General features: G+C 72.9%; 17 protein-coding genes. 11 read left to right on the forward strand and 6 right to left on the reverse strand.

From position 1 onward, the window contains the following. Positions 1-45 precede the first annotated feature (45 nt). The 7 genes from ABZX22_RS33735 (at position 46) to ABZX22_RS33765 (ending at position 8,296) form a co-directional block, all read left to right on the forward strand. Complete coding sequence (locus ABZX22_RS33735) at positions 46-1,890, forward strand: hypothetical protein (protein WP_354917158.1); 1,845 nt, start codon at positions 46-48, stop codon at positions 1,888-1,890. 65 nt (positions 1,891-1,955) lie between these two features. Further along, on the forward strand, positions 1,956-2,579 hold the full coding sequence (locus ABZX22_RS33740; protein WP_354917161.1) for an anticodon-binding protein: 624 nt from the start codon (positions 1,956-1,958) through the stop codon (positions 2,577-2,579). 115 nt (positions 2,580-2,694) lie between these two features. Then, positions 2,695-4,077, forward strand: coding sequence for a diaminopimelate decarboxylase (gene lysA / locus ABZX22_RS33745; RefSeq protein WP_354917164.1), 1,383 nt, complete (start codon positions 2,695-2,697; stop codon positions 4,075-4,077). Next, positions 4,074-5,357, forward strand: a complete 1,284-nt coding sequence (locus tag ABZX22_RS33750) for a homoserine dehydrogenase (protein ID WP_354917167.1) — start codon at positions 4,074-4,076, stop codon at positions 5,355-5,357. The genes lysA and ABZX22_RS33750 overlap by 4 nt, the downstream gene beginning before the upstream one ends. Before the next feature lie 714 nt (positions 5,358-6,071). Beyond that, positions 6,072-6,473 carry a DUF6463 family protein gene (locus ABZX22_RS33755; protein WP_354917170.1) on the forward strand — a complete coding sequence of 134 codons (402 nt, stop codon included), beginning with the start codon at positions 6,072-6,074 and terminating at the stop codon, positions 6,471-6,473. A gap of 88 nt (positions 6,474-6,561) precedes the next feature. Beyond that, positions 6,562-7,185 carry a TetR/AcrR family transcriptional regulator gene (locus ABZX22_RS33760; RefSeq protein ID WP_354917173.1) on the forward strand — a complete coding sequence of 208 codons (624 nt, stop codon included), beginning with the start codon at positions 6,562-6,564 and terminating at the stop codon, positions 7,183-7,185. Between the two features lie 136 nt (positions 7,186-7,321). Continuing rightward, on the forward strand, positions 7,322-8,296 hold the full coding sequence (locus ABZX22_RS33765) for a hypothetical protein (RefSeq protein WP_354917176.1): 975 nt from the start codon (positions 7,322-7,324) through the stop codon (positions 8,294-8,296). A 119-nt stretch (positions 8,297-8,415) separates the two neighbouring features. Here the strand turns inward: ABZX22_RS33765 and ABZX22_RS33770 are convergent, their stop codons facing one another. From ABZX22_RS33770 to ABZX22_RS33785, 4 genes are read right to left on the reverse strand one after another with little or no spacing between them, the layout of a single operon-like run. Continuing rightward, positions 8,416-10,101 carry a glycosyltransferase gene (locus tag ABZX22_RS33770; RefSeq protein WP_354917179.1) on the reverse strand — a complete coding sequence of 562 codons (1,686 nt, stop codon included), beginning with the start codon at positions 10,099-10,101 and terminating at the stop codon, positions 8,416-8,418. Continuing rightward, on the reverse strand, positions 10,098-11,957 hold the full coding sequence (locus tag ABZX22_RS33775; RefSeq protein ID WP_354917182.1) for a glycosyltransferase family 2 protein: 1,860 nt from the start codon (positions 11,955-11,957) through the stop codon (positions 10,098-10,100). The genes ABZX22_RS33770 and ABZX22_RS33775 overlap by 4 nt, the downstream gene beginning before the upstream one ends. After that, a complete protein-coding gene (locus ABZX22_RS33780) occupies positions 11,954-13,429 on the reverse strand; it encodes a glycosyltransferase (protein WP_354917185.1) in 1,476 nt (491 codons plus the stop codon). Before ABZX22_RS33780 ends, ABZX22_RS33775 begins: the two co-directional genes overlap by 4 nt. After that, positions 13,426-13,860 (reverse strand): hypothetical protein, encoded by a 435-nt coding sequence (locus ABZX22_RS33785; RefSeq protein ID WP_354917188.1) that lies wholly within the window; start codon positions 13,858-13,860, stop codon positions 13,426-13,428. Before ABZX22_RS33785 ends, ABZX22_RS33780 begins: the two co-directional genes overlap by 4 nt. A 212-nt stretch (positions 13,861-14,072) precedes the next feature. Between ABZX22_RS33785 and ABZX22_RS33790 the strand changes: the two genes are divergently transcribed. Both ABZX22_RS33790 and ABZX22_RS33795 read left to right on the forward strand, forming a co-directional pair. Then, positions 14,073-15,182: a glycosyltransferase family 2 protein gene (locus tag ABZX22_RS33790; protein WP_354917190.1), complete on the forward strand. Its 1,110-nt coding sequence runs from the start codon at positions 14,073-14,075 to the stop codon at positions 15,180-15,182. Continuing rightward, positions 15,179-16,798 (forward strand): glycosyltransferase, encoded by a 1,620-nt coding sequence (locus ABZX22_RS33795; RefSeq protein WP_354917193.1) that lies wholly within the window; start codon positions 15,179-15,181, stop codon positions 16,796-16,798. Before ABZX22_RS33790 ends, ABZX22_RS33795 begins: the two co-directional genes overlap by 4 nt. 52 nt (positions 16,799-16,850) lie before the next feature. Here ABZX22_RS33795 and ABZX22_RS33800 read toward each other — a convergent pair whose 3' ends face one another. Both ABZX22_RS33800 and ABZX22_RS33805 read right to left on the reverse strand, forming a co-directional pair. Continuing rightward, positions 16,851-17,204, reverse strand: a complete 354-nt coding sequence (locus ABZX22_RS33800) for a carboxymuconolactone decarboxylase family protein (RefSeq protein WP_354917196.1) — start codon at positions 17,202-17,204, stop codon at positions 16,851-16,853. 83 nt (positions 17,205-17,287) lie between these two features. Beyond that, positions 17,288-18,745 carry a glycosyltransferase gene (locus ABZX22_RS33805; protein WP_354917199.1) on the reverse strand — a complete coding sequence of 486 codons (1,458 nt, stop codon included), beginning with the start codon at positions 18,743-18,745 and terminating at the stop codon, positions 17,288-17,290. Between the two features lie 168 nt (positions 18,746-18,913). Between ABZX22_RS33805 and thrC the strand changes: the two genes are divergently transcribed. After that, on the forward strand, positions 18,914-19,954 hold the full coding sequence (gene thrC, locus ABZX22_RS33810) for a threonine synthase (protein ID WP_354917202.1): 1,041 nt from the start codon (positions 18,914-18,916) through the stop codon (positions 19,952-19,954). Positions 19,955-20,075: 121 nt separating this feature from the next. Beyond that, positions 20,076-21,047 carry a homoserine kinase gene (gene thrB / locus ABZX22_RS33815; RefSeq protein ID WP_354917204.1) on the forward strand — a complete coding sequence of 324 codons (972 nt, stop codon included), beginning with the start codon at positions 20,076-20,078 and terminating at the stop codon, positions 21,045-21,047. Positions 21,048-21,130 lie beyond the last annotated feature (83 nt).

Consider the following 21,130-nt stretch of genomic DNA (forward strand, 5'->3'; position numbering starts at 1 on the left):
CCAAGCGAAAGAGTATCCTTTGCCGGGCCGAGAGACGGAGGGCCTGTGACTACTGAGCTGGAGAGCACGCGACGCGCGCTGCGTGACGCCATCGCCGAGGCGGAGCGCGCGGCGGAGCTGGCCAGGCTGCTGGACGCCGCCCAGGCCAGGCTCGCCGCGGCCGAGCGGGCCACCGAGGAGCTCAAGACGATGGGCGAGCGCCTCGCCGAGGCCGAGAGCGAGCTGGAGCGCGAGCGCGCCGCGGCCGAGAAGCTGCGCAAGGAGCTGGCCGAGCAGCGCTACCAGGCCGAGGTCGCCCAGTGGAAGCTGTCCTCCATCAAGGTCGCCCGGTGGAACCGCATCGGTGACGCGATCAAGACGGGCAAGCGCAACCCGGTCCGCCTCGCCAAGGGGCTGAAGGGCGCGACCAAGCCGGTCAAGCGTCCCGTGGCGCCCAAGCGCAAGCCTCTGGCCGTCAGCGCGCCGAAGGACGAGCGTCCCGGAGCGGCCTTCCAGGCCACCAGCACCACCAGGACGGTCGAGGGCACCTCGGTGCGGCTCAAGCCGTTCCGGATCCCGACGGGCCCCAACACGCGCCCGCACCTGACCGCCGCCGTGATCGCCGACCCGCACGCCGAGGCGCTGCTGCGCTACGAGTGGCGGCAGACCACGGGCTTCACGCCCCGCGACTTCGCCCGCGTCCTGGCGGCCGAGGTGCCGCACCTGCTGGTCGTCGAGTCGGTCACGGAGGGGCCGTGGGCCGAGGAGGTCACCGGCGAGCCGGGTGAAGGGCTGCGCGAGCTGCTGGCCTGGTGCGCCGAGCGCGGCATCCGCACCGTCTTCTGGCACACGCAGGGCACCGTCGCCGACTACGCCGCCGCCGCCGAGCTGTTCGACCACCGCTTCACGACCGACCTGGCCGCCGGCTGGCCCCGCCTGCCGTTCTCGGTCCAGCCGCGCGTCCACAACCCGCTGCCGCTGTCCGGCGGGCGCTACGGCCGGGTGCTCACCCTCGACCAGCTGCTGCCCGACCATCTCGGCTACCCTGACGTGCTCACCTCCTACCGCTGGCCCATCGCCGTCGACTGCCCGCCCGGCACGCCGCAGTGGCGGCTGGCGGAGCTGGCCGCCTGCGGCACCTCCATCGGCCCGGAGGGCGACTCCAGGCGCGCGCACGCGGCGCTGCGCAGGGCCTACGCCATGGGCACCATGAGCGAGCGCGTCGACGAGCTGCTGGAGGCCATCGGGCTGCCGAGCGCCCGCGCGACGCTCAACGTCTCGGTCATCCTCCCGGTCCTCGACCCGGCGCTGCTGGAGCACGGCCTCGCCCAGGTCGCCAAGCAGTCGGGCGTCACCCAGGTGATCGTCTTCGGGCCCGCCGGCGGGGAGGAGCGGGCGCGGGAGGTGCTGGCGCCCCGCGAGGTCGTCTACCGCGAGCCCGACCCCGTCTCCAGCACGGGAGCCCTGCTGAACAGAGGGCTCGACCTGTGCGAGGCCGACCTGGTCGCGATCATGGACCCGCGCGACGTCTACGGCTCGCACTACCTGGACGACCTCAGCCGCGCCTTCCTGTTCACCACCGCCGACATCGTGGGCAAGGCCTGCTTCTACGCCCACCTGCGCACCGCGCACGCCACGCTGCTGAAGCAGCCGGAGGCGGAGTACACCTACACCCCCGAGGTCGCAGGGGCGACGCTGCTGGCCAGGCGGCACGCGTTGCGGGCGGTCGGGTTCGCCGACCTCACCGAGGGGTGGGATGAGGTGCTCATGCGGCAGTGCCGTACGGACGGGGTCAAGGTGTTCTCCGCCGACAGGTTCGGCTACGTGCGGGTGCGCGACGAGGACCGGTGGCTGCTCGGCGCCGCCCACCTGGTCGAGTACGGCTCCGCCGAACCCCACGCCCTCATCTGACCGCACCCCGCCGCGCCGGGGCGCCCGCCGCTCCCCGGCCGCGGGCGGGGGTCTACGCTCGGCTCGTGAGACCGAGACGGCTGGCCGAGGTGCTCGGCGCCGCCCCGGCTCCCGAGGGGAGCTGGGCGGAGGAGGGCGTCTACCTCTCCACCGCCGCGCTGCGCCGCGGCATCCCGGCCGAGCGGCTGGCCGCCGACGTCAGCGCCCTTCCCGGCGTGCGGGCGGTGACGGTCTCCGGCAGGGGGTTCCTGCGCATCACCGTCGACGACCCGGGGGAGGTGCTCGACGAGCCCTTCGCGCGGATCCCGGTCGAGGACGCGTGGCCCGACCTCCCGCGCACCTGGGACAACCCGGGCTTCGTCGTGCGATACGCCCACGCGCGGGCCGCGGCGGTCATCAGGTGGGCCGCCGACCTGGGCGTGCCCGGCACCGGCCGCGACCCGCGGGCGCTGACCGATCCGCGTGACCGGGCGGTGCTCAGGCTGCTGGCCGAGATCCCCGGGCGCGAGGCGAGCCGCGATCCAGGATGGCAGTCCTACCTTCCCCGGCTCGCCCTCGCCTACCACGACGCCCACGAGCACGCGCCCGCCGTACCACGGGGGGACGGAAGGCCGGAGCCCGTGCACACGGCGCGCGTCCGGCTGGCGGCGGCCGTCTGGACCGTGCTCCCCGGACCAGAGCGAATCTGAAAATATCCGGTCATTACACGATTTAGGGCAAAAGTTTCCTCTCCATCCCGCGATCTCGTCTCGATCCGTGGTCGGGCGTCCCATCAGCTGCACCACGTCCGATAGCCTCGATCGGGTGAGTCGATTCGCCCATCCAGCCGGGGACAGGCACGCTGAGATGCTGCCCCACGAGCGCCCGCCGCTGGCGCCCGCCGACCTCAACCGGATCAACCCCTCGATCTGGCCGCGAACGTCGACGCGAACGGATGGCGCGCTCACGATCGGCGGCGTCGACGTGCGCGACCTCGCCCAGCGGTACGGCACGCCGCTCTACGTCATCGACGAGGACGACGTCCGCTCCCGGATGCGCGAGTACGCCACCGCCTTCGCCGGCTCCGACGTCCACTACGCCGGCAAGGCGTTCCTGTGCAAGGAGATCGTGCGCTGGCTGATGGACGAGGACCTGGGCCTCGACGTGGCCAGCGGCGGCGAGCTGGCCGTGGCGCTCTGCGTCGGCTTCCCGCCCTCGCGCATCACGCTCCACGGCAACAACAAGTCGGTCGCCGAGCTGTCGCGCGCTCTCGAGGTCGGCGTCGGCCACATCGTCGTCGACTCCTTCGAGGAGATCGCCCGCCTGGGCTACCTCGCCGAGGAGAGGGGCGTGCGGCCCCGGGTGATGGTCCGCGTGACCACCGGCGTCGAGGCGCACACCCACGAGTTCATCGCCACCGCGCACGACGACCAGAAGTTCGGCCTGTCGCTCAGCTCGGGCGCCGCGGCCGAGGCCGTCCGGCGCATCCTGGCCCTGCCGCAGCTCGAACTCGTCGGCCTGCACTCCCACATCGGATCGCAGATCGTCGACACCGCCGGCTTCGAGGTGGCCGCCAGCCGGCTGGCCGGCCTGCTGGTGCAGATCAAGGACGAGCACGGCGTCGTGCTGCCCGAGCTCGACCTCGGCGGCGGCTACGGCATCGCCTACGTCGACGAGGACGAAGCCCCCGACATCAAGGTGATCGCCGACGCCCTGCGCGAGATCGTCGCCAAGGTCTGCACAGGCGCCGGGCTGCCCGTGCCGCGCCTGACGGTCGAGCCGGGCCGGGCCATCGTCGGCCCCGGCGGCGTCACCCTCTACGAGGTCGGCACGGTCAAGGACGTCGAGGGCCTGCGCACCTACGTCAGCGTCGACGGCGGCATGAGCGACAACGCCCGCACCGCCCTCTACGGCGCCGAGTACACCACCGTCCTCGCCTCCCGCGCCTCCGCCGCGGCCCCCATGCTGTCGCGCGTGGTCGGCAAGCACTGCGAGAGCGGCGACATCGTGGTCCGCGACCACTACCTGCCCGCCGACCTCGCGCCCGGCGACCTGATCGCCGTGGCCGCGACCGGCGCCTACTGCAGGTCGCTGGCCAGCAACTACAACTACCTGCCCAAGCCCGCCGTCGTGGCCGTCTCCGGCGGCCAGGCGCGCGTCATCGTGCAGGGCGAGACCGAGGATGACCTGTTGAGGGGACAGCTATGAGTGGCAAACCGCTGAAAGTCGCGCTCCTGGGGTGCGGCGTCGTCGGGTCCCAGGTCATCAGGCTCATGGAGGAGCAGGCCGACGACCTGGCCGCGCGCATCGGCGCCCCGCTGGAGCTGGCGGGCGTCGCGGTCAGGAAGCCCGGCCGCAAGCGCGACGTCCACTTCGACCCGGCCCTGCTGACCAGCGACGCGGAGGGCCTGGTCACCCGCGACGACGTCGACATCGTCATCGAGGTGATCGGCGGCATCGAACCGGCCCGCTCGCTCATCCTCGCCGCCATGGCCAGCGGCAAGGCGGTGGTCACCGCCAACAAGGCCCTGCTCGCCGAGGACGGCGCCACCATCCACGCGGGCGGCGGCGACCTCTACTACGAGGCCAGCGTCGCCGGCGCCATCCCGCTGCTGCGCCCGCTGCGCGAGTCGCTGGCCGGCGACCACGTCAAACGGGTGCTCGGCATCGTCAACGGCACCACCAACTACATCCTCGACAAGATGGACTCCACCGGCGCCTCGTTCACCGACGCGCTCGAAGAGGCCCAAGCCCTGGGGTACGCCGAGGCCGACCCCACCGCCGACGTCGAGGGCTTCGACGCCGCGGCCAAGGCCGCCATCCTCGCGGGTCTCGCCTTCCACAGCCGCGTCACCGCCGCCGACGTGCACCGCGAGGGCATCACCGAGATCACCGCGACCGACGTGGCCAGTGCCAAGGCCATGGGCTACGTCATCAAGCTGCTGGCCATCTGCTCCCGCTCCGACGACGGCCGCTCGATCGGGGTCCGCGTCCACCCGGCGATGATCCCCAGGTCGCACCCGCTGGCCGGGGTCCGCGAGGCCTACAACGCGGTCTTCGTCGAGGCCGAGTCGGCCGGGCAGCTCATGTTCTACGGCAAGGGCGCGGGCGGCGCCCCGACCGCGTCCGCCGTGCTCGGCGACCTGGTCGCGGTGGCCCGCAACCGGATCGCGGGCACCAGGGGCCCCAGCGAGTCGATCTACGCGTCGCTGGCCGTCCACCCGATGGGCGAGACCGTCACCCGCTGCCACGTGTCCCTGGACGTCGCCGACAAGCCGGGCGTCCTGGCGCAGGTGGCGACGCTGTTCGCCAAGCACGACGTGTCCATCCAGACGGTCCGCCAGGAGGGCCACGGCGACGACGCCCAGCTCGTCATCGTCACGCACCGGGCGACGGACGCGGCGCTGTCGGCGACGATGGAGGGGCTGCGCGACCTCGACATCGTGCGGGCGATCGCCGGCGTGATGCGGGTCGAGGGCGACGACTGACCTGGCAGGCATGGAGATTTCTTGCGGGATTTGGTGCGGGATTTCGTGCGGGGCCGGTGACCGGCCCCGTCGAAATGGCGGACCGCTGATCTGATTCGCCGGGCGAAGAGATGCTCGATGGGCGATTCTTGAAGAGCGCCCATCGAGAGACGTGACGACCATGGTCATGCCGTCGGTGATGCAGGCACCCAGGTCGCCCGGGGCGCGGTCGTGCACGGATATCCCTTTTCCGCCGAGAGACGCGCCATGCTCTCGGTTCCCCACCGAAGGAGATCCCCTTGTCGTGCTCGCCGCCTTTTGGTGAAGAGGGTGGAGAAACAAGCCGTTTCTCCGCCTATGTGGATGCAGTCGAGCGAAGGATCGACAGAGACCTCCTCGAGGAGGCTCTGCGGCAGAACGAATCGGCGGCCGAGTCCGCCGAAGCGTCGGACCGTGGCGATGGCTGAGGCGTCGCGACCCGGCGCGGCGCACCGGGACGACCCGGCACCCTAGCGACACACCCGAAACCGCGACGACCCGGCCTGCCGTACCCGAGAGGAACGGCAGGCCGGCGCCATGCCCGGAGGGGCACACGGGCGTCAGGCACGCTGCCGGCGTTGAGGGTCGCCACCCGACGCGGCGCGCCGACCGTCACCCGCGGAAGACACCGAGCACCCGTCATGACATCCTACGGAACTAAGAGTTCCGAAACTCATGGTTCCGTTAGGAGCGAGCATGGATGTCTCTGTCACCTCCCCGCACCGCGCGGTCGTTCTCGCCGGCCGGATCATCGCCTTCCTCGGCGTGTTCCACATGGCCGTCACCATCGCCTTGAACATCCGGTACCTGCCCACCTGGTTCTCGGGCGGGCTGTGGTTCCCCGCCAACGGCCTGGACGAGCTCCCTCCCGCGCTGGGCGCCTTCTGGCTCACGATCGGGTCCTTCGCCCTGCCGCTGTTCGCGCTGGGCCTGCTGATCGACTGGGCCGGCCGGCGCGGCGCGACTCCTCCGGCGGTCGTGGCATGGTTGCTCGGCGTCTGGGGCACGATCGGAGCGCTCACCCTCGAGCCGTCGCCGTTCATCGCCGTCTGGGTGCCCGCCGTGATGCTGCTCGTCGCGGCCGGGAAACGCCGGTGAGCGCGGCTCCCGCAGCCGACCGGCGGCGCGGGCAGGCCGGAGGGGCGGGCGCGGACCAGGGGCCGCGGTGACCGGGAAAGGAACGCCAGTGGAACGGCAGGGCACGCGGGCCGCGCAGGCAACGCGGACAGGACGGCCGAGAGACAGCAGGGTCGACGCGGCCGTCCTGGTCGCGACCAGGGACGTGCTCGCCGAGACCGGCTACGCCCGCCTCACCGTCGACGCGGTCGCCGTACGGGCGGGAGTCGGCAAGGCCGCCATCTACCGCCGCTACGCCACCAAGCAGGAGATGGTCTTCGCCGCCACCGTCCACTCCATGGCCCTGGAGATCCCGCCCGACACGGGCTCCTTCGTCACCGACCTGGTCGCGCTCGTCGACGACGTCCTCGCCACGCTGGGCAACCCGGTCGCCCTGGTCACGGTTCCCGGGCTGCTGGCCGACGTCGTCGCCGACACCGACCTGACGGCCAGGTTCCAGCGGACGTTCATGGAACGGCAGCGCGACTGCGTCACGGCCGTCCTGGACCGCGCGGTCCAGCGGGGTGAGCTCGCGGAGCGGCCCGAGCTGGACGTGGTCCACGCCCTGCTGGTCGGTCCCGTGTTCGCCTGGCTGTTCCTGATCCGCCGCCAGGAGCGGGACGTCTTCGCCCGGGAACTGGCCGCCCGGCTGGCCGCCGCGCTGACCCGCACAGGCGGGCCGCTCCCCGCCTGAGGGGCGCCCTCCCCACGCCGGCTCGCTCCCCGCCTGAAGGGCGGCCTGCCCGCGCTGGCTCGCTCCCCGCCTGAGGGGAGCGGCCTCCCCCGCGCAGGGGAGGGGCGCCGGGCCCGCACGGAGCAGGCTGGTGGCCATGACAGAGAGTGTGAGCGTGGCCGCCACGGCACGGGGCCGGACACGGGGCCGGACACGGGGCCGGACAGGGTGGGCGGCGTCGGCGTCGGCGGTGTGGTCGGTGGCGTTCGCGGCGGCGGGCGCCTACTGGGCGGCGGGGGGCGCCGGCTTCCCGTTCGGCGCGGGCGATCCGCGAGCCGAACAGGTGGGCTCGCTGTTCGCGGCGGCGGAGCCGGGGCCGGTGGGCGCGGCCATGGCGGTGCTCGGACTGCTCGGCGCCGTGGTCGCGGTGGGGATGGCCCGCGCCACCCCGGCCAGGGTGCCGCTCGTCTTCGCGTGGGCGATGAGCGGCGCGCTGCTCGTCGCCGTGCCCGACATCAGGGTGATCCAGAACTTCGCCTACCTGTTCATGGGATACACCGGCCTGTGGGACGGGCCCCTGCTGTTCATGGTGTTCTGCATCGCGGGCGGAGCCCTCTGGGCGGCGGCGGCCTGGGTCCACCAGGGCGGCGGTATGCGGGAGCCGGTCCGATGGGGCAGACCGGTGACCTACGCGGCCGCGCTGCTGGCCCTGCCGTACGCGATCTCGCGCATCTCGTGGGCGGCGGGCATCCCGCTCGGGATACCGGCGGAGGACATCGCGGTGACGAACGCCGATGGCGGGTGGATCTCCGAGATGGTGCTCGGCGGCCTGTGCGTCGCGGGCGCCGTCCTCACGATCGGTCTGGTGCGGCGCTGGGGTGAGGTCTTTCCCCGGTGGATCCCGTTCCTGCGCGGCAGGCGGGTGCCGGTCCGGTTCGCGGTCGTGCCGGGGCTGGCCGCGTCGGTCATGCTGATCCAGGCGGGCGCGCGGCTGTATCTGGCGATGCTCACCGGAGACATCACCATCACCGCCGAGCGCTGGGGCACGTTCCTGCCCGGCCTGGCGTGGCTGCCCTGGGGGCTGGCCCTGGCCGCCGCCACCTACGCCTACCACCTGCGCCGGCGGGCCTGAGCACCACCTGCGCCGGCGGGCCTGAGCACCGGCCCGCCTTCCCCTGCCTGGTCAGCGGGCGAAGGTATCCAGCTTTCCGGCCTGGTCGGCGGGCGAAGTACCCAGCTTCCCCGGCTGGGTCAGCGGCCGGGGAAGGTCAGGCTCCGGACCCGCCGGACCGCGCGGTTGAGGACGGTGCGGTTCCGCTCCCGGGCGAGCCTGACGGCCTCCCGCCGCCAGTGCTCGGCCTTCTCCTTCCACCTGGCGGTGTCCCTGCGCCCCTTGGCCGCCTCCCTGCGCAGCTGGGCGACCTCGGCGCGCAGCGCGGCCGTCCGCTCGCGCAACCTGGCCAGCTCCTTCTCCCGCTGCCGCGCCAGGCGCTCGTGCTCGGGCAGCGGGCGCCTGCGCGGCGGGTAGACGCGCGGCCGGCGCGTGAAGCCGAACTCGGCGCCGTCCACCCACTCGACGCCGAACACCTCGTCCAGCACGTCGTCGAGGATCTCGCCGGGGCGGATGACGAGCGCCGCGCGCGACAGCGCCGCCGTCCGCTCCAGCCGCGCCGCCACCACCCCGTCGGGCCGCTCGCCGAGGGCGACGCACAGGACGCCGCCGTCGCTGTCCTCGAGGTGCGCGACCAGCCGCTCCACCGTGTCGTGTCCCGGCATCCAGCCCGGCGGGCACAGCAGCCGGAACGGCGCCACGCCGGAAGGCGCGCCGTCCAGCCGTACCCGGGGGTCGTGGGTGAACTGCGCGTGCAGCAGCCGCAGGTCGAGCAGCGGATCGGCGAGCGGGGAACGGCGCGCGTCGGTCAGCCACTCCCACGGCCCGGTGACCGTGACCCTGACGTCGGGCAGCGACCCGGCCAGCAGGCCGTCCACCGTGGCGCGGACGTCCTCGTAGGAGCCCGCCTCGACCACCGCGTCCACGTACGGCACCAGCCACTGCCGCCCCTGCTCGCCCCGCAGGTAACGCCGGTACGGCACGCGGTCGGCGACGAACGGGTCGTTGTAGCGCTTCAGCTCGGCGAACGAGCGCATGGCCGTCGGCAGCCCGAGATGCCAGGCGCGCGCCTCGGGATCCGGCACGAAGACCGCGCCGGCCTGCGTCAGCCGGTAGCCGAGCTCGGTGTCCTCGGCGAGCTTGAGCGAGACGTCCATGCCGCCGCACGCGCGCAGCAGCCACGCCGGATACGACGCGGTCGCGCCCACGTGCACCCGCGACACCAGCGAGCTGGGCGCGGATCTGAGCCCGTCGTGCGCGGCGATGATCTCCTCCGCCCAGTCGTGCCGGTGGGGGGACATCGGGAACAGGTCCTTCGCCCCGGCGGCCACCTCGGCCGGGGTGGGCGGCGACTCGGGCTGGGTGAAGTCGATCCAGCCGAGGACCACCAGGTAGGGGGCCAGGTGGTGCCACCGCATCTGGGCCTCGACGTGGTCGGGGTGCGGCACCATGTCGGCGTCGAGCACCAGCACGACGTCACCGGTGGCCGCCTCCAGGCCCGTCTGGACCGCCGCGGCCCGGCCCCAGCTGTCCCGCACCCGCTCGACCCGCACGCGGGCAGGACGCGGCGGGTCGACGGGCCGGGAGGCGTGGCGCGGCGGGTCTCCAGGGCCGGCCGCCTGGAGCGGCGGGTCGCTGCCGTCGTCCACCACGACGACGTCGACCAGGTGGGCGGGGTAGGTCTGCGCCGACAGGGCGGCCAGCGTGAGGTCGAGCGTCTCCTGGCAGTCGTGGGCGGGGATCACCACGGTCACCGTCATGGTCGGCTCCCAGGTGCCGAGCGTGGGCGGACTGAGCACCCCGAAGTCGTTGCGCCTGATCCTCATGGCGCCAGCTCCATCAGCGCGCTCGGCCGGAAGCCCCGCCACTGCCGCCGGTTGCGCCGCAGGAACGTGCCGATCGGCTCCTGCCAGGTGTGGTCGGCGGCCGGTCCCCTGCGCAGGACGTAGCCGAGGCCGTGGGTGCGGTAGATCTGCCCGCCCGCCGCCTGCAGCGCCTCCTGGAACTGGGTGTCGACCGAGCGGCGCAGCGGCCGGAACCCGCCGACCGCCTGGAACGCCGACCGCTCGACCAGGATGGTGCCGCCCGCCACGAAGCTGGTGATCTGCTCGGTGACCTGGCTGCGGTGCACGGTCACGTCGATCGAGGTCAGGTAGACGAACTCGGGCACGGTGCCGACGACCTGCGCGCCGGAGTAGGAGTGCGCCAGCAGCAGGTCGGACAGGAAGTCGGGTCCGTACCAGTCGTCGTCGTCCATCTTCAGCAGGAACGATCCGGCGGCGCGGGCCGCCGCGTCGTTGAGCACCTCCCCGAACACCGACTCGGTCTCGAAGACGGTGATCGGCCGGTCGAAGCGCTTGACGGCGTCCACGACGTCGGCGTGCGAGGCCGGGAACCCGTGCAGGGCCAGGATCACCTCGAGCTGCACGTCACGCTGCCTGGCCACCTGCTCCAGCGCGAAGCCGACCATGGCCGGCCGGCGCGTCGCCAGCAGCACCGAGGTCAGCGGGGGAGCGGGAGCCGGCGCGCCGAGCTGCTCCCAGCGGGCGGCCACGCCGTGGGTGCGCAGCGCCTCGCGGCGCAGCCTGACGCTGTGCTCCTCGCGCCGCAGGTCGTCGGCCAGGTCGACGGGCGAGGTGACGAGGCGGGCGAGCGGTTCGCCGAGCGCGCCGGCCCAGCGCGGCACCTCCTGGGCGACCAGCGGCACTCCCGCCGCGGCCAGCCCGGCCAGCACCCGCACGGCCGCCAGCGGCCCGCTGTGCGCGTGGTGCCAGTCGATCGTCACGCCGCGCACCTGCCGCAGCCTGGCCACGTCGGCGTCGGTCACGCCACCGGAGGCGGCGAACGTCACCACGGGCCTGCCGTCCAGCACGACCGACCACCGGCCGCCCGACTCCGCCAGCCTCGCCGTTCCCCGGGACGGCGTGGTGACGAAGCCCATGGGGTTCACCAGGCGCTCGTCGACCGGGGGGATCATCGAGGGCTCGGCGAGGACGGCGGCCAGGCCGGTGCCGCCAGGCCGGCCGATGCGCTCCCAGCTGGTCGCCCCGGCCGTCGGCCGGTCCACCGGCGGCTCGTCCTCCGTCCACTCCACCTCGGTCTCGACCGTACGCAGGACGATGTCGCCGCCCGGCGCGCCGACGCGTTCCGGCACGGGACCGGTCAGGTCGGCGGGAGTCGCGTTCGGGTCGCCCGGACGCCAGTCCGCCGCGCCGACGCCCGCGATGGCCGCGGCCGGCGCGGCGATCACGTCGAGCCGGTGCCCGGCGAAGGCGCGGGCGGTCGCGGTGACCGTACGGCCGGCCGGGGTGGGCGCCGAGAACCGCGCGTCGACCACCCACACCCGGTCCTTCGGCTGGTGGACGCGCAGCTCGGCCAGCGACCGCCAACGATGGGCGGGGGTGGGCGTGGGCACCGGGGCCGGGTGCGCCGCGGGGGTGTCGGCGACCGCGACGACGACCCGCTCGGCTTCCGGCAGCACCTTGTGCAGCGTGGCGATCCTGCGCAGGTCGGCGGGCGTGCCGGCGAGCACCAGCACCTCGGCGACCCGCTCGGCGGCCGGGGGCGGCTCGACCAGCTCGTGGTCGAGGTCGGTGCCCTCGACGTCCACGTCGAGCCCCGCGTGGAAGACGCGGACGTCCGGGGTGCGGGCCAGGGCCTCGGCCACCAGGTCGGCGATCATATGACGCGCCTCAGGAACGTCGACAGGCCGCCCCGGCGCGGCCGCGCCACCGTGGCGGGGGTGTCGAGCTGCCGCTTCAGCCTGCTCACCTCGGCCTGCAGCGCCTTGATCTCGTCCTTGCGCCGGGCGGCCAGCGCCCGCCACTTGGCCGGATCGCCCGCGAGCGGCTCGGCCTCCTCCGCGGTGGTGACACCGTACTCGGCCGCGCCGACCCACAGGGACCCGAACATCTCGTCCACCAGCGCGTCGAGGTCCCCGCCGATCCTGCGCGCCCTGGCGAAGGCGGCCGTGCGCTCCAGGCGCGCGGCGACCACCCCCTCGGCCGCCTCGGCCAGCGCCACGCTGACCAGCCCCTCCTCGCGGGCGACGAGCCGGGCGACGGTGTCGGCGCCGAGCACCCACCCGCGCGGCACGGTCAGCAGGTACGGCGTCGGCGCCACGCTGACCGGCGCGGCCGCGGCGAAGTCGACGCGCGGCTCGTGCTCGTACAGGTTGCGCAGCAGCCGCAGGTCGAGGTGCGGGTCGTCGAGGCTGGACCGCCGCCCGCCGGTCAGCAACGGCCAGGGACCCACCAGGGTGACCGCCACGTCGGGTACCGAGCCGGCCAGCGCCGAGTCCACCGTGGCGCGGCTCTCCTCGTAGCCGCCCGCCTCGACCACGACCCGCACGTACGGCACCAGCCACTGCCGGCGCGGGTGGCCGCGCAGCCAGCGCAGGTCGGGGATGTGGTCGCCGAGGAAGGACCAGTTGTGCCGGTGGACCTCCTGCTGCCTGCGCATCACCGTCGACTCCCCGACGTGCAGGCTGCGCGCCTCCCCGTCGGGGATGAAGACCGCGCCCGCCTGCGCGAGCCGGTAGCCGAGCTCGGTGTCCTCGGCCATGTTCAGGCGCGGGTCGACGCCGCCCGCGTCGGCGAGCAGGCGTGCCGGGACCGATGTCGTCGCGCCGGTGTGCAGCAGGTAGGCACTGGCGCCCGCGTCCTTGAGCCGCCGGGTCTCGGCCAGCATCTTCGCCGTGTACGGCTGCGCCGCCCCGTCGGCGAAGCCGGTGCCGAACACGATGTCGCCGATCACCACCGCGTGGTCGATCAGGTGGTGCCACCGCATGTGCGCCTCGATGTGGTCGGGCGCCAGGATCATGTCGGCGTCGAGCCAGTGGATCACCTCGCCCGTCGCGGCCCGCGCCCCGGTGTTCCTCGCGTTGCCGCGGCCCCAGCCGTCCTCGACCCTGACGACCCTGACGGCCAGGGCGCCGGTGGGCCGCGCGCGCAGGGGCGGGTCGCTGCCGTCGTCCACGACGACCACGTCGAGCAGGTGCGCCGGGTAGGTCTGCGCCGTCAGCGTGGCCAACGTGCGGTCGAGCTCGTCCTGGCAGTCGTAGGCGGGGATCACCACCGTGACGGACAGCTCAGGCGTCCACGCCCCGATCACTGGAGGGCTGAGCACACCGTAGTCGTTGTGGCGGATCCTCATACGCTCTCCCTGCGTAGCTCTCTGAGCTCCGCTCTGAGCAGGGCCACCTCCTCGGCGTGGGCCATCGCGTTGACGCGGTCCTCGCCGAGGGAGGCGAGGATGGCGCTGAGGCCTTCGGTGCGCCCGCGCGCGACCTCCTCCACGGCGGCCGTGAGCGCGTCGATGCGGGTCTCGATCCGCTTGAGTCCCGCGCCGGTCTGCGCGAGGCCCGTCTCGATCTTCTTGACGCGCAGGTCGATGCGGTGCGCCTTGCCGTCGAGGCGGCGTACGGCCAGCATCAGGAAGGCCAGCACGCCCAGGGACAGGAGGACGGCGGTCGCGGCGACGGCGGCGGCGAAGGACAGGACGCCCGTGTACACCGCTATCGCCAGCGCGCCGAGCACCAGAGCTCCGAGGATTGCGGTCACGGCCAGCCGGCGGGGCGAGAGCATCCGCGCATACCTTTCCATGTTTGAACGTCAACCTGGGAAAAGTCTGGATATTTACACCATAGTCAAGGCTGGTCACTACCGTGCCACAAGTTTCTGGAGGATCCCTGGGAACCTTGGGCTCCACGTGCCCGTTGGGCATGCCCCCTCGGCCGCGCTTGTCAGAGCGGCGTAAAGTGGGCGGGCTCGACGATGAAGGCAGGAGGAGTCCCCCCATGACCGCCACCCCCTTCGTGGGCACGCAAGGGGCTGCCGGCTACCTGCGCACCCCGGCGAAAGGGATCGCGACGCTCCGATGGGAGAGCGCGCGGTGGACCGTCGAGGGGGCGCCGCTACCCGAACTCGACACGCTCAGGCCGCTGGCGGGGCTGTCGGTCGAGTGGCCGGCGGCCGAGGAGATGGGGCCGGCCGAACGGCGGGCGGCCGGCGACGGGCTGCTCGCCCTCGCCTGCGCGGGCGTGCCGCTGACCGCCGAGCCTTCCGCGCCGGTCCCGTCCTGGGTGCCCGCCGACCTGGGCGGGCTGCTCGCCGACCGGGCATGGCTCGCCGTACGGCGGGAGCCGGGGCCGCGTTGCGTCGCCGACCTGCGCCGCGAGGAGCACAGCGTGCGGCTGCGCAGGCTCGCGCCCAAGCCCGCGCTCGCGCCCACGGTGAGCGTCGTGATGTCGAGCATGCGGCCACACCTGCTCGGCTCCGCGCTCGACCAGATCGCCCGGCAGCGCCACGTCCAGGTGGAGGTCCTGCTCGGCCTGCACGGCATCGAGGACCATCCGCTGGCCCGCAGGGCCGTCGAGACCTGCGCGGCGCCGATCCGCGTGGTGTCGGCGGAGGCGGGCGTGCCGTTCGGCGCGCTGCTGAACCGCGCTGCCGCGCACGCCTCCGGCGAATTCATCGCCAAATGGGATGACGACGACTGGTACGGCCCCGAGCATCTTTCCGATCTTCTGCTCGCCAAACGCGCGTCCGGCGCCGACATCGTCGGCACGGCCGCCGAATTCTTCTACCTCGAGCCGCTCAGGACGACGATTCGTCGGACCTCCTACAAGAGCGAGGTGTGGAGCGACTTCGTCGCAGGCGGCACGATCCTGCTCGGCAGGGACGCCTTCCCCGGTTTCGAGCCGCTGACGCGCGGCGTCGACGCGGCGCTGCTGAAGTCGCGGCACGCCGAGGGCGCCCGGATCTACCGCGCCCACGGCCTCGGCTACGTGCTGCGCCGCTCGCTCAGCGAGGGTCACACCTGGCAGCTGCCGCTGGCGCACTTCCTCAACGTCGCCCACAACCAGTGGCGCGGCTTCCGGCCCAGTCTGCTCCTGGAAACCACATGATCCCTCCCCGGGTGCGGGGCAACGACTACCGCACGCTCGACGTGCCCGCGCTCGGCTCGTGGACCCCCACCATGAGCGTCAGCGTGGTCGTCCCCGCCTACGGCGACCAGGACAAGCTCGACCTGGTCGTCGAGGCGCTCGGCAGGCAGAGCTACCCGCGTGACCTGACCGAGGTCATCGTGGTCGACAACGGCAGCGAGCCCGCCCTGCGCGTCCCGTCGTGGGTCAAGCTCGTCGTCTGCGAGCGGCCGGGCCGGGCCTGCGCGCGCAACGCCGGGCTCGACGTGGCCTCGGGCGAGGTCGTCCACTGGCTCGACTCCGACGTGGTGCTCACGCCGCGCGCCATCGAGGCCCACATGCGCTGGCACCACGCCGCGCCGTACCTGGTGGTCACCGGCTACATCCGCTTCACCTCCGCGCCCGTGCCCGCGCAGCTGCCCGACGACCTGGAGAAGAGCTTCGAGCCGGCCGAGCCGCACCAGTGGATCGTCGACCTGGTCGAGCGGACCGACGGTCTCACCGCCAATCCCACGCGTCCCTTCAGCCTGCACGTGGGTGGCGCCACCTCCGTCAACGCGCGCCTGATCGCCGCCGCGGGGCCCATGGACGAGGAGCTCATCCTCGGCCAGGACACCGAGATGGGCTACCGGCTGGCCCAGGCGGGCGCGGTGTTCGTGCCGGAGCCGCTGGCCCGCGCCTACCACCTCGGTCCCACGATGCGCATGCGTGACAAGGCGCCCATCGACCGGGTCAGCCACGCCACCGTCGCCGACCGCATCCCCGCCTACCGGTGGCTGCGCTCGCACCCCGGCCGCCAGTGGAAGGTGCCCTTCGTCGAGGCCGTCGTCCACGCCGCCGGTTCCAGTTACGAGGACGTGCGGGCGACCGTGGACGCGCTGCTGGCGGGCACCGTCCCCGACGTGCGGGTGGCGCTGGTCGGGCCGTGGGACACGCTCGAGCGTGACAGGCGGGCTCCGCTCAGGGACCCCTGCCTCGACCTGGTGCTGGTGCGGGGGCACTACGCCTACGAGGGCAGGGTGCGCCTGGTGACCGGCGACGCGGTCGACCCGGCCGTGCCGTACGTGCTGAGAGTGCCGGCCGGGTGGGTGCCGGGCCCCGACTCCCTCGCCCGCCTGATCGAGCTGGCCGCGACCGAGGGGCAGGGGCTGGTCGACGTGCTGCTGTCGGAGTCGGCCGCCGGCGTCGTCACCGCCAGGTTCGAACGCGCGGCCGCCTTCGCCAGGGCCGCGATCGTGGCCGGGCCGGGGGAGGACCTCGACGACGCGGTGGACACGGTGTCCGGGGTGCGCTGGGTGGCGGGGGAGACGTACGGGTTCGCCCGGCAGGGCCGTGAGATCCCCGGGCGCGGCAGCGTGTACCGGGCCAGGCTCGACGCGCAGGCGGAGGTCGCGAAGCTGCGCGCCGATGTGGAGCGGCTGCGGGGGCAGGTCGAGCGGTGGCGCGAGGAGTCGGGCAAGTGGCGCAGGAACGCGGTGGAGCTGCGGCGCGAGGTCGGCACGCTGCGCCGCCAGCTCGCCGCCGCGGGGCGGATGCAGCGCGGACTGCGCGCCGCGCTCGCCACCTCGCTGCGCCGCGCCCTGCGCAAGAAGGACTGACCCGCTTTTCCCAGGTCAGGCGCCCGCTTTTGCCAGGTCAGGCGCCTGCTCGTCAGACCCCCAGGACCTGGAGGATCTTGTCGGCGCTCGAGACCACCTTGGCCGTGCCCACCACCGGCGCGACCGCGACGAGCGTCCCCCTGATCTCCTCCAGAGAGACGCCCATCTCACCCGCCGCGCCGACGTTCAGCAGGTAGGACGGCTGCGAGGCGTCCAGCGCGACGAGCGCGGCGATCCGCACGAGGATGTAGGTCTTGGGGTCGAGCCCGGACCGCTCCATCGTGTTGACCGTCATCTGGGTCAGCGTCTCCAGCACGGGCACGTCGCCCCGCGCGAGAGCCTCGAGTCCGTTGGCCGGTTCCCCCATGATCCTCACCTCGTTCGTCTCGTGCTTGTCCAGGTGCACGGGGGGAGGACCTGACGCTCGTTACGAAGCTACCCAGGCGGGAATCGGGACGAACCTGTCAGGCGGGACGCGGCCGGGGCGCCTCAGTTGGGTCGCAGGGCCGACCTGAGACGGCGCAGGAGGGTGCGCTCCTCGGGGGTGTCCGCCGGTGGGGTGGGCACGGGCGCGGGGATCGACACCGGCGCGGGTGGGGCGGGCGCCGGCCAGTAGCGGTCCGGGCCCTCACGCCTGATGCCGTGGGTGGCCTCGATGACCTCGTCGGGGTCGGTACCGGCGGCGGCCAGCAGCCGCGCGCGGCCCAGCGCCGACGTGCGCTCCAGCCGGGCCGTGCGCCCGTCGGGCAGGTCGACGACCAGCACGCCGACCAGGTCCTTCTGCACGGACTCGACCATCCGTTCCAGCGTGGCCCGGTGCAGCGGCACGTCGACGGGACCGATGTAGCGGAACGGCGTCGGCGAAGGCGTCGGCGCGGCCTCGTCGATGAGCCTGACGCGGTCGTCGTGCGCGTACAGCTCGCGCATCACCCTGAGCTCGAAGCAGGCGTCGCCGAGCACCGAACGCCTGTTGTCGTGCAGCCGCGACCACGGCCCGACGAGCGTCACGACCACGTCTTGCAGCTTGCCGTCGAGCGCCGCCGACACCGCCTGCCGTACCGTGGCCTCGCAGGTGTCGGTGACATCCAGGACGATCTCCACGTACGGCACCAGCCACCGCCTGCCCTTGTCCTTGCGCAGGTCACGGCGGAGCGGGATACGGTGTGCGAGGAACGGCTCGACCACCCGCACCGCCCGTTCCCGGTCGCGGTGCTGCGCGGGCAGCCCCAGGTGGACGGCCCGCGCCTCCATCTCGGGCACGAACACCACGCCGTGCATGGCCAGCCGGTAGGCGAACTCGGTGTCCTCGCCGCGCAGGACGTGCGGGTCGAGGCCGCCCACCGCGTGGAACACCTCCCGGGGCAGGGCGAACGTCGGGCCCGTGCACACGTGGTAAGGATTGCGGCTCTTGCGCAGCCCGTCCGTCTTCTCGATCGTCGCCTCCGTCGAGCTGGGAAGCGCCGACGACAGGTCGAACAGCTCGCCCAGGTCCGTCGCGCGGCGGACCTGCTTCGGCGTCAGCGGCGGGGCCTCGACGAACCTCTTCATCCCGATCGACACCACGTAGTCCGACACGTGGTGCCATCTGGCCATCGCCTCGATGTGCTCGCGGCAGGCCACCATGTCGGCGTCGAGGCGCTGGATGATCTCGCCGTCGGCGGCTTTCACCCCGGTGTTGACCGCGTCGGAGATGCCCCAGCCGTCCGTCACGCGGACGATCCTCGTGTTGACCGGCCGGATCTCCGGCAGCCTGATCGGCGGCTCGCTGCCGTCGTCGACGACCACGACCTCCATGAGGTGCTCGGGATAGCTCTGCCCGGCCAGCGCGGCCAGGACGAGGTCGAGATGCGGGCCGCCGTGGGCGGGGACGACCACGCTCACCGACAGGGAGGGCGACCACGCGCCCAGCCGCGGCGGCGTCAGCGCGGAGTAGTCGTTCTGCCTCATCGCAGTCATGGTGTTTCCAGCCCTCCCCGTCCCCTGTGGGAGACCTTATCCGGGGTTGCTGGGTATTGGCGGAGAAGTCTGTCCAACAAGTGGACGTGCGTTCCGCCGGGCGAGCCGGGTGGCCGTAGACTCTGTGCCCAACACCGCAGGTAGTCGCAGGAGCACATCATGACCAGGGCATGGCGAGGCCTCATCGAGGAATACCGGGACCGGCTGCCGGTGAGCGACAGGACGCCCGTGGTGACGCTTCTCGAAGGCGGCACGCCGCTCGTCCCCGCCCACCGCGTCTCGGCTCTGACCGGCTGCGAGGTCTACCTGAAGGTCGAGGGTGCCAACCCGACCGGCAGCTTCAAGGACCGCGGCATGACCATGGCCATCAGCAAGGCCGTGGAGGAGGGCGCCAAGGCCGTCATCTGCGCCTCGACCGGCAACACCTCCGCCTCGGCCGCCGCCTACGCCGTACGCGGGGGGCTGACCTGCGCGGTGCTCGTGCCGCGCGGCAAGATCGCCATGGGCAAGCTGGCGCAGGCGCTCGTGCACGGCGCGACGCTGCTGCAGGTCGAGGGGTCCTTCGACGACTGCCTCGAGATGACCAGGAAGCTGTCGGAGAACTACCCGATCGCGCTGGTCAACTCGGTCAACCCGTACCGCCTGCAGGGCCAGAAGACGGCCGCCTTCGAGATCGTCGACGCGCTCGGGGCCGCCCCCGACATCCACTGCATCCCCGTGGGCAACGCGGGCAACATCTCCGCCTACTGGATGGGCTACCAGGAGTACGGCACCGCGCCGCGCATGTTCGGCTTCCAGGCCAGCGGCGCCGCGCCCATCGTCAACGGCGCGCCCGTCACCCACCCGCACACCATCGCCACCGCCATCCGCATCGGCAACCCGGCCTCGTGGAAGCTCGCCGAGGCGGCCCGCGACGAGTCCGGCGGGCTCATCCAGGCGGTGACCGACCGGCAGATCGCCGCCGCCTACAAGCTGCTGGCCCAGGAGGAGGGCGTGTTCGTCGAGCTGGCCTCGGCGGCCAGCGTCGCCGGCCTGCTCCACGCCCACGCGCAGGGGCTGGTCGAACCGGGCCGGCGCATCGTCTGCACGGTCACGGGCAACGGCCTGAAGGACCCCGACTGGGCGATCTCGGGCGCTCCGGCGCCCGTCACCATCCCCATCGACGTCCACGCCGCGGCCTCCGCCCTCGGCCTCGAATGACCTTGTCCTCCCCTACGGCAAGCGGGCCCGGCGCCTCCGTGGTCACGGGGCGCCGTCCGCCGAAGGCGCGCCGCCCAGCAGGACTCCGGCGCCCGCCGTCACGGCGACCCTGAGGAGATGCATGACCGACAGCAGGGTGATCGTCCGGGTTCCGGCGACATCGGCGAACCTGGGTCCCGGGTTCGACTCCCTCGGCCTGGCGCTGAGCCTCTACGACGAGATCGAGGCGTCACTGTTCACGCCGCCCAGCGGGCAGCGCGTGGTGGAGGTCTCGGTCGAGGGCGAGGGCTTCGGCGAACTCGACCTCGGTGACGAGCACCTCGTCATCCAGGCCGTGCGCAAGACCTTCGACCGGATGAACGCCCCTCGGCCCGCGGGGATCCGCCTGCACTGTCGCAACCGCATCCCGCACGCCAGGGGGCTCGGCTCGTCGTCGGCGGCCATCTGCGCGGGCATCCTCGCCGCCAGGGCGCTGGCGGGCATGCCGTACACGGCCGAGGACGGCACGGCGCTCGGCTCTGAGCGAACAGCCGACCTGAGCGACGAGGCGGTCTTCGCGCTGGCCACCGAGATGGAGGGGCATCCCGACAACGTGGCCCCCTGCCTGGCGGGCGGGCTCACCGTCGCCTGGAGCGACCACGGTGGAGTTCCGCATATGGTGAAACTGGTTCCCGACGCGAACATCAGACCTGTGGTGCTGATACCCGCCACGCGGCTGTCCACGGAGACGGCAAGGGGACTGCTACCCAAGGACGTGCCCCACACGGACGCGTCCTTCAATGCGGGGCGGGCCGCACTGCTGATCGCCGCCTTGACCCGGCTGCCCGATCGCGACCTGCTGCTGGCCGGCACGGAAGATCGTCTCCACCAGGACTATCGCGCGCCTGCCATGCGGCGGACCGCCGATCTGGTGGAACGACTGCGTGCCGTGGGGGTACCCGCCGTCGTTTCGGGAGCAGGTCCCACAATTCTTGCGTTTTCGACACCGGATGCGCAGGATTTGATCGCGCCAGAAGTGGGTAATGACTGGCACATCCAGCAAATGGACGTCGACCAGGATGGTGCGAGCGTTCAGTTCCCCGAGACACGCTGATGCCTCTTAGACCTTCAGGGAATAGCCGTGTGCGCTGGTGATGTTAGGCTGGTAGCCGCACCAGATGCCCCCTTGTTGGGTGC

The sequence above is a fragment of the Nonomuraea sp. NPDC003804 genome, from assembly GCF_040610675.1.
Classification (GTDB): Bacteria; Actinomycetota; Actinomycetes; order Streptosporangiales; family Streptosporangiaceae; genus Nonomuraea.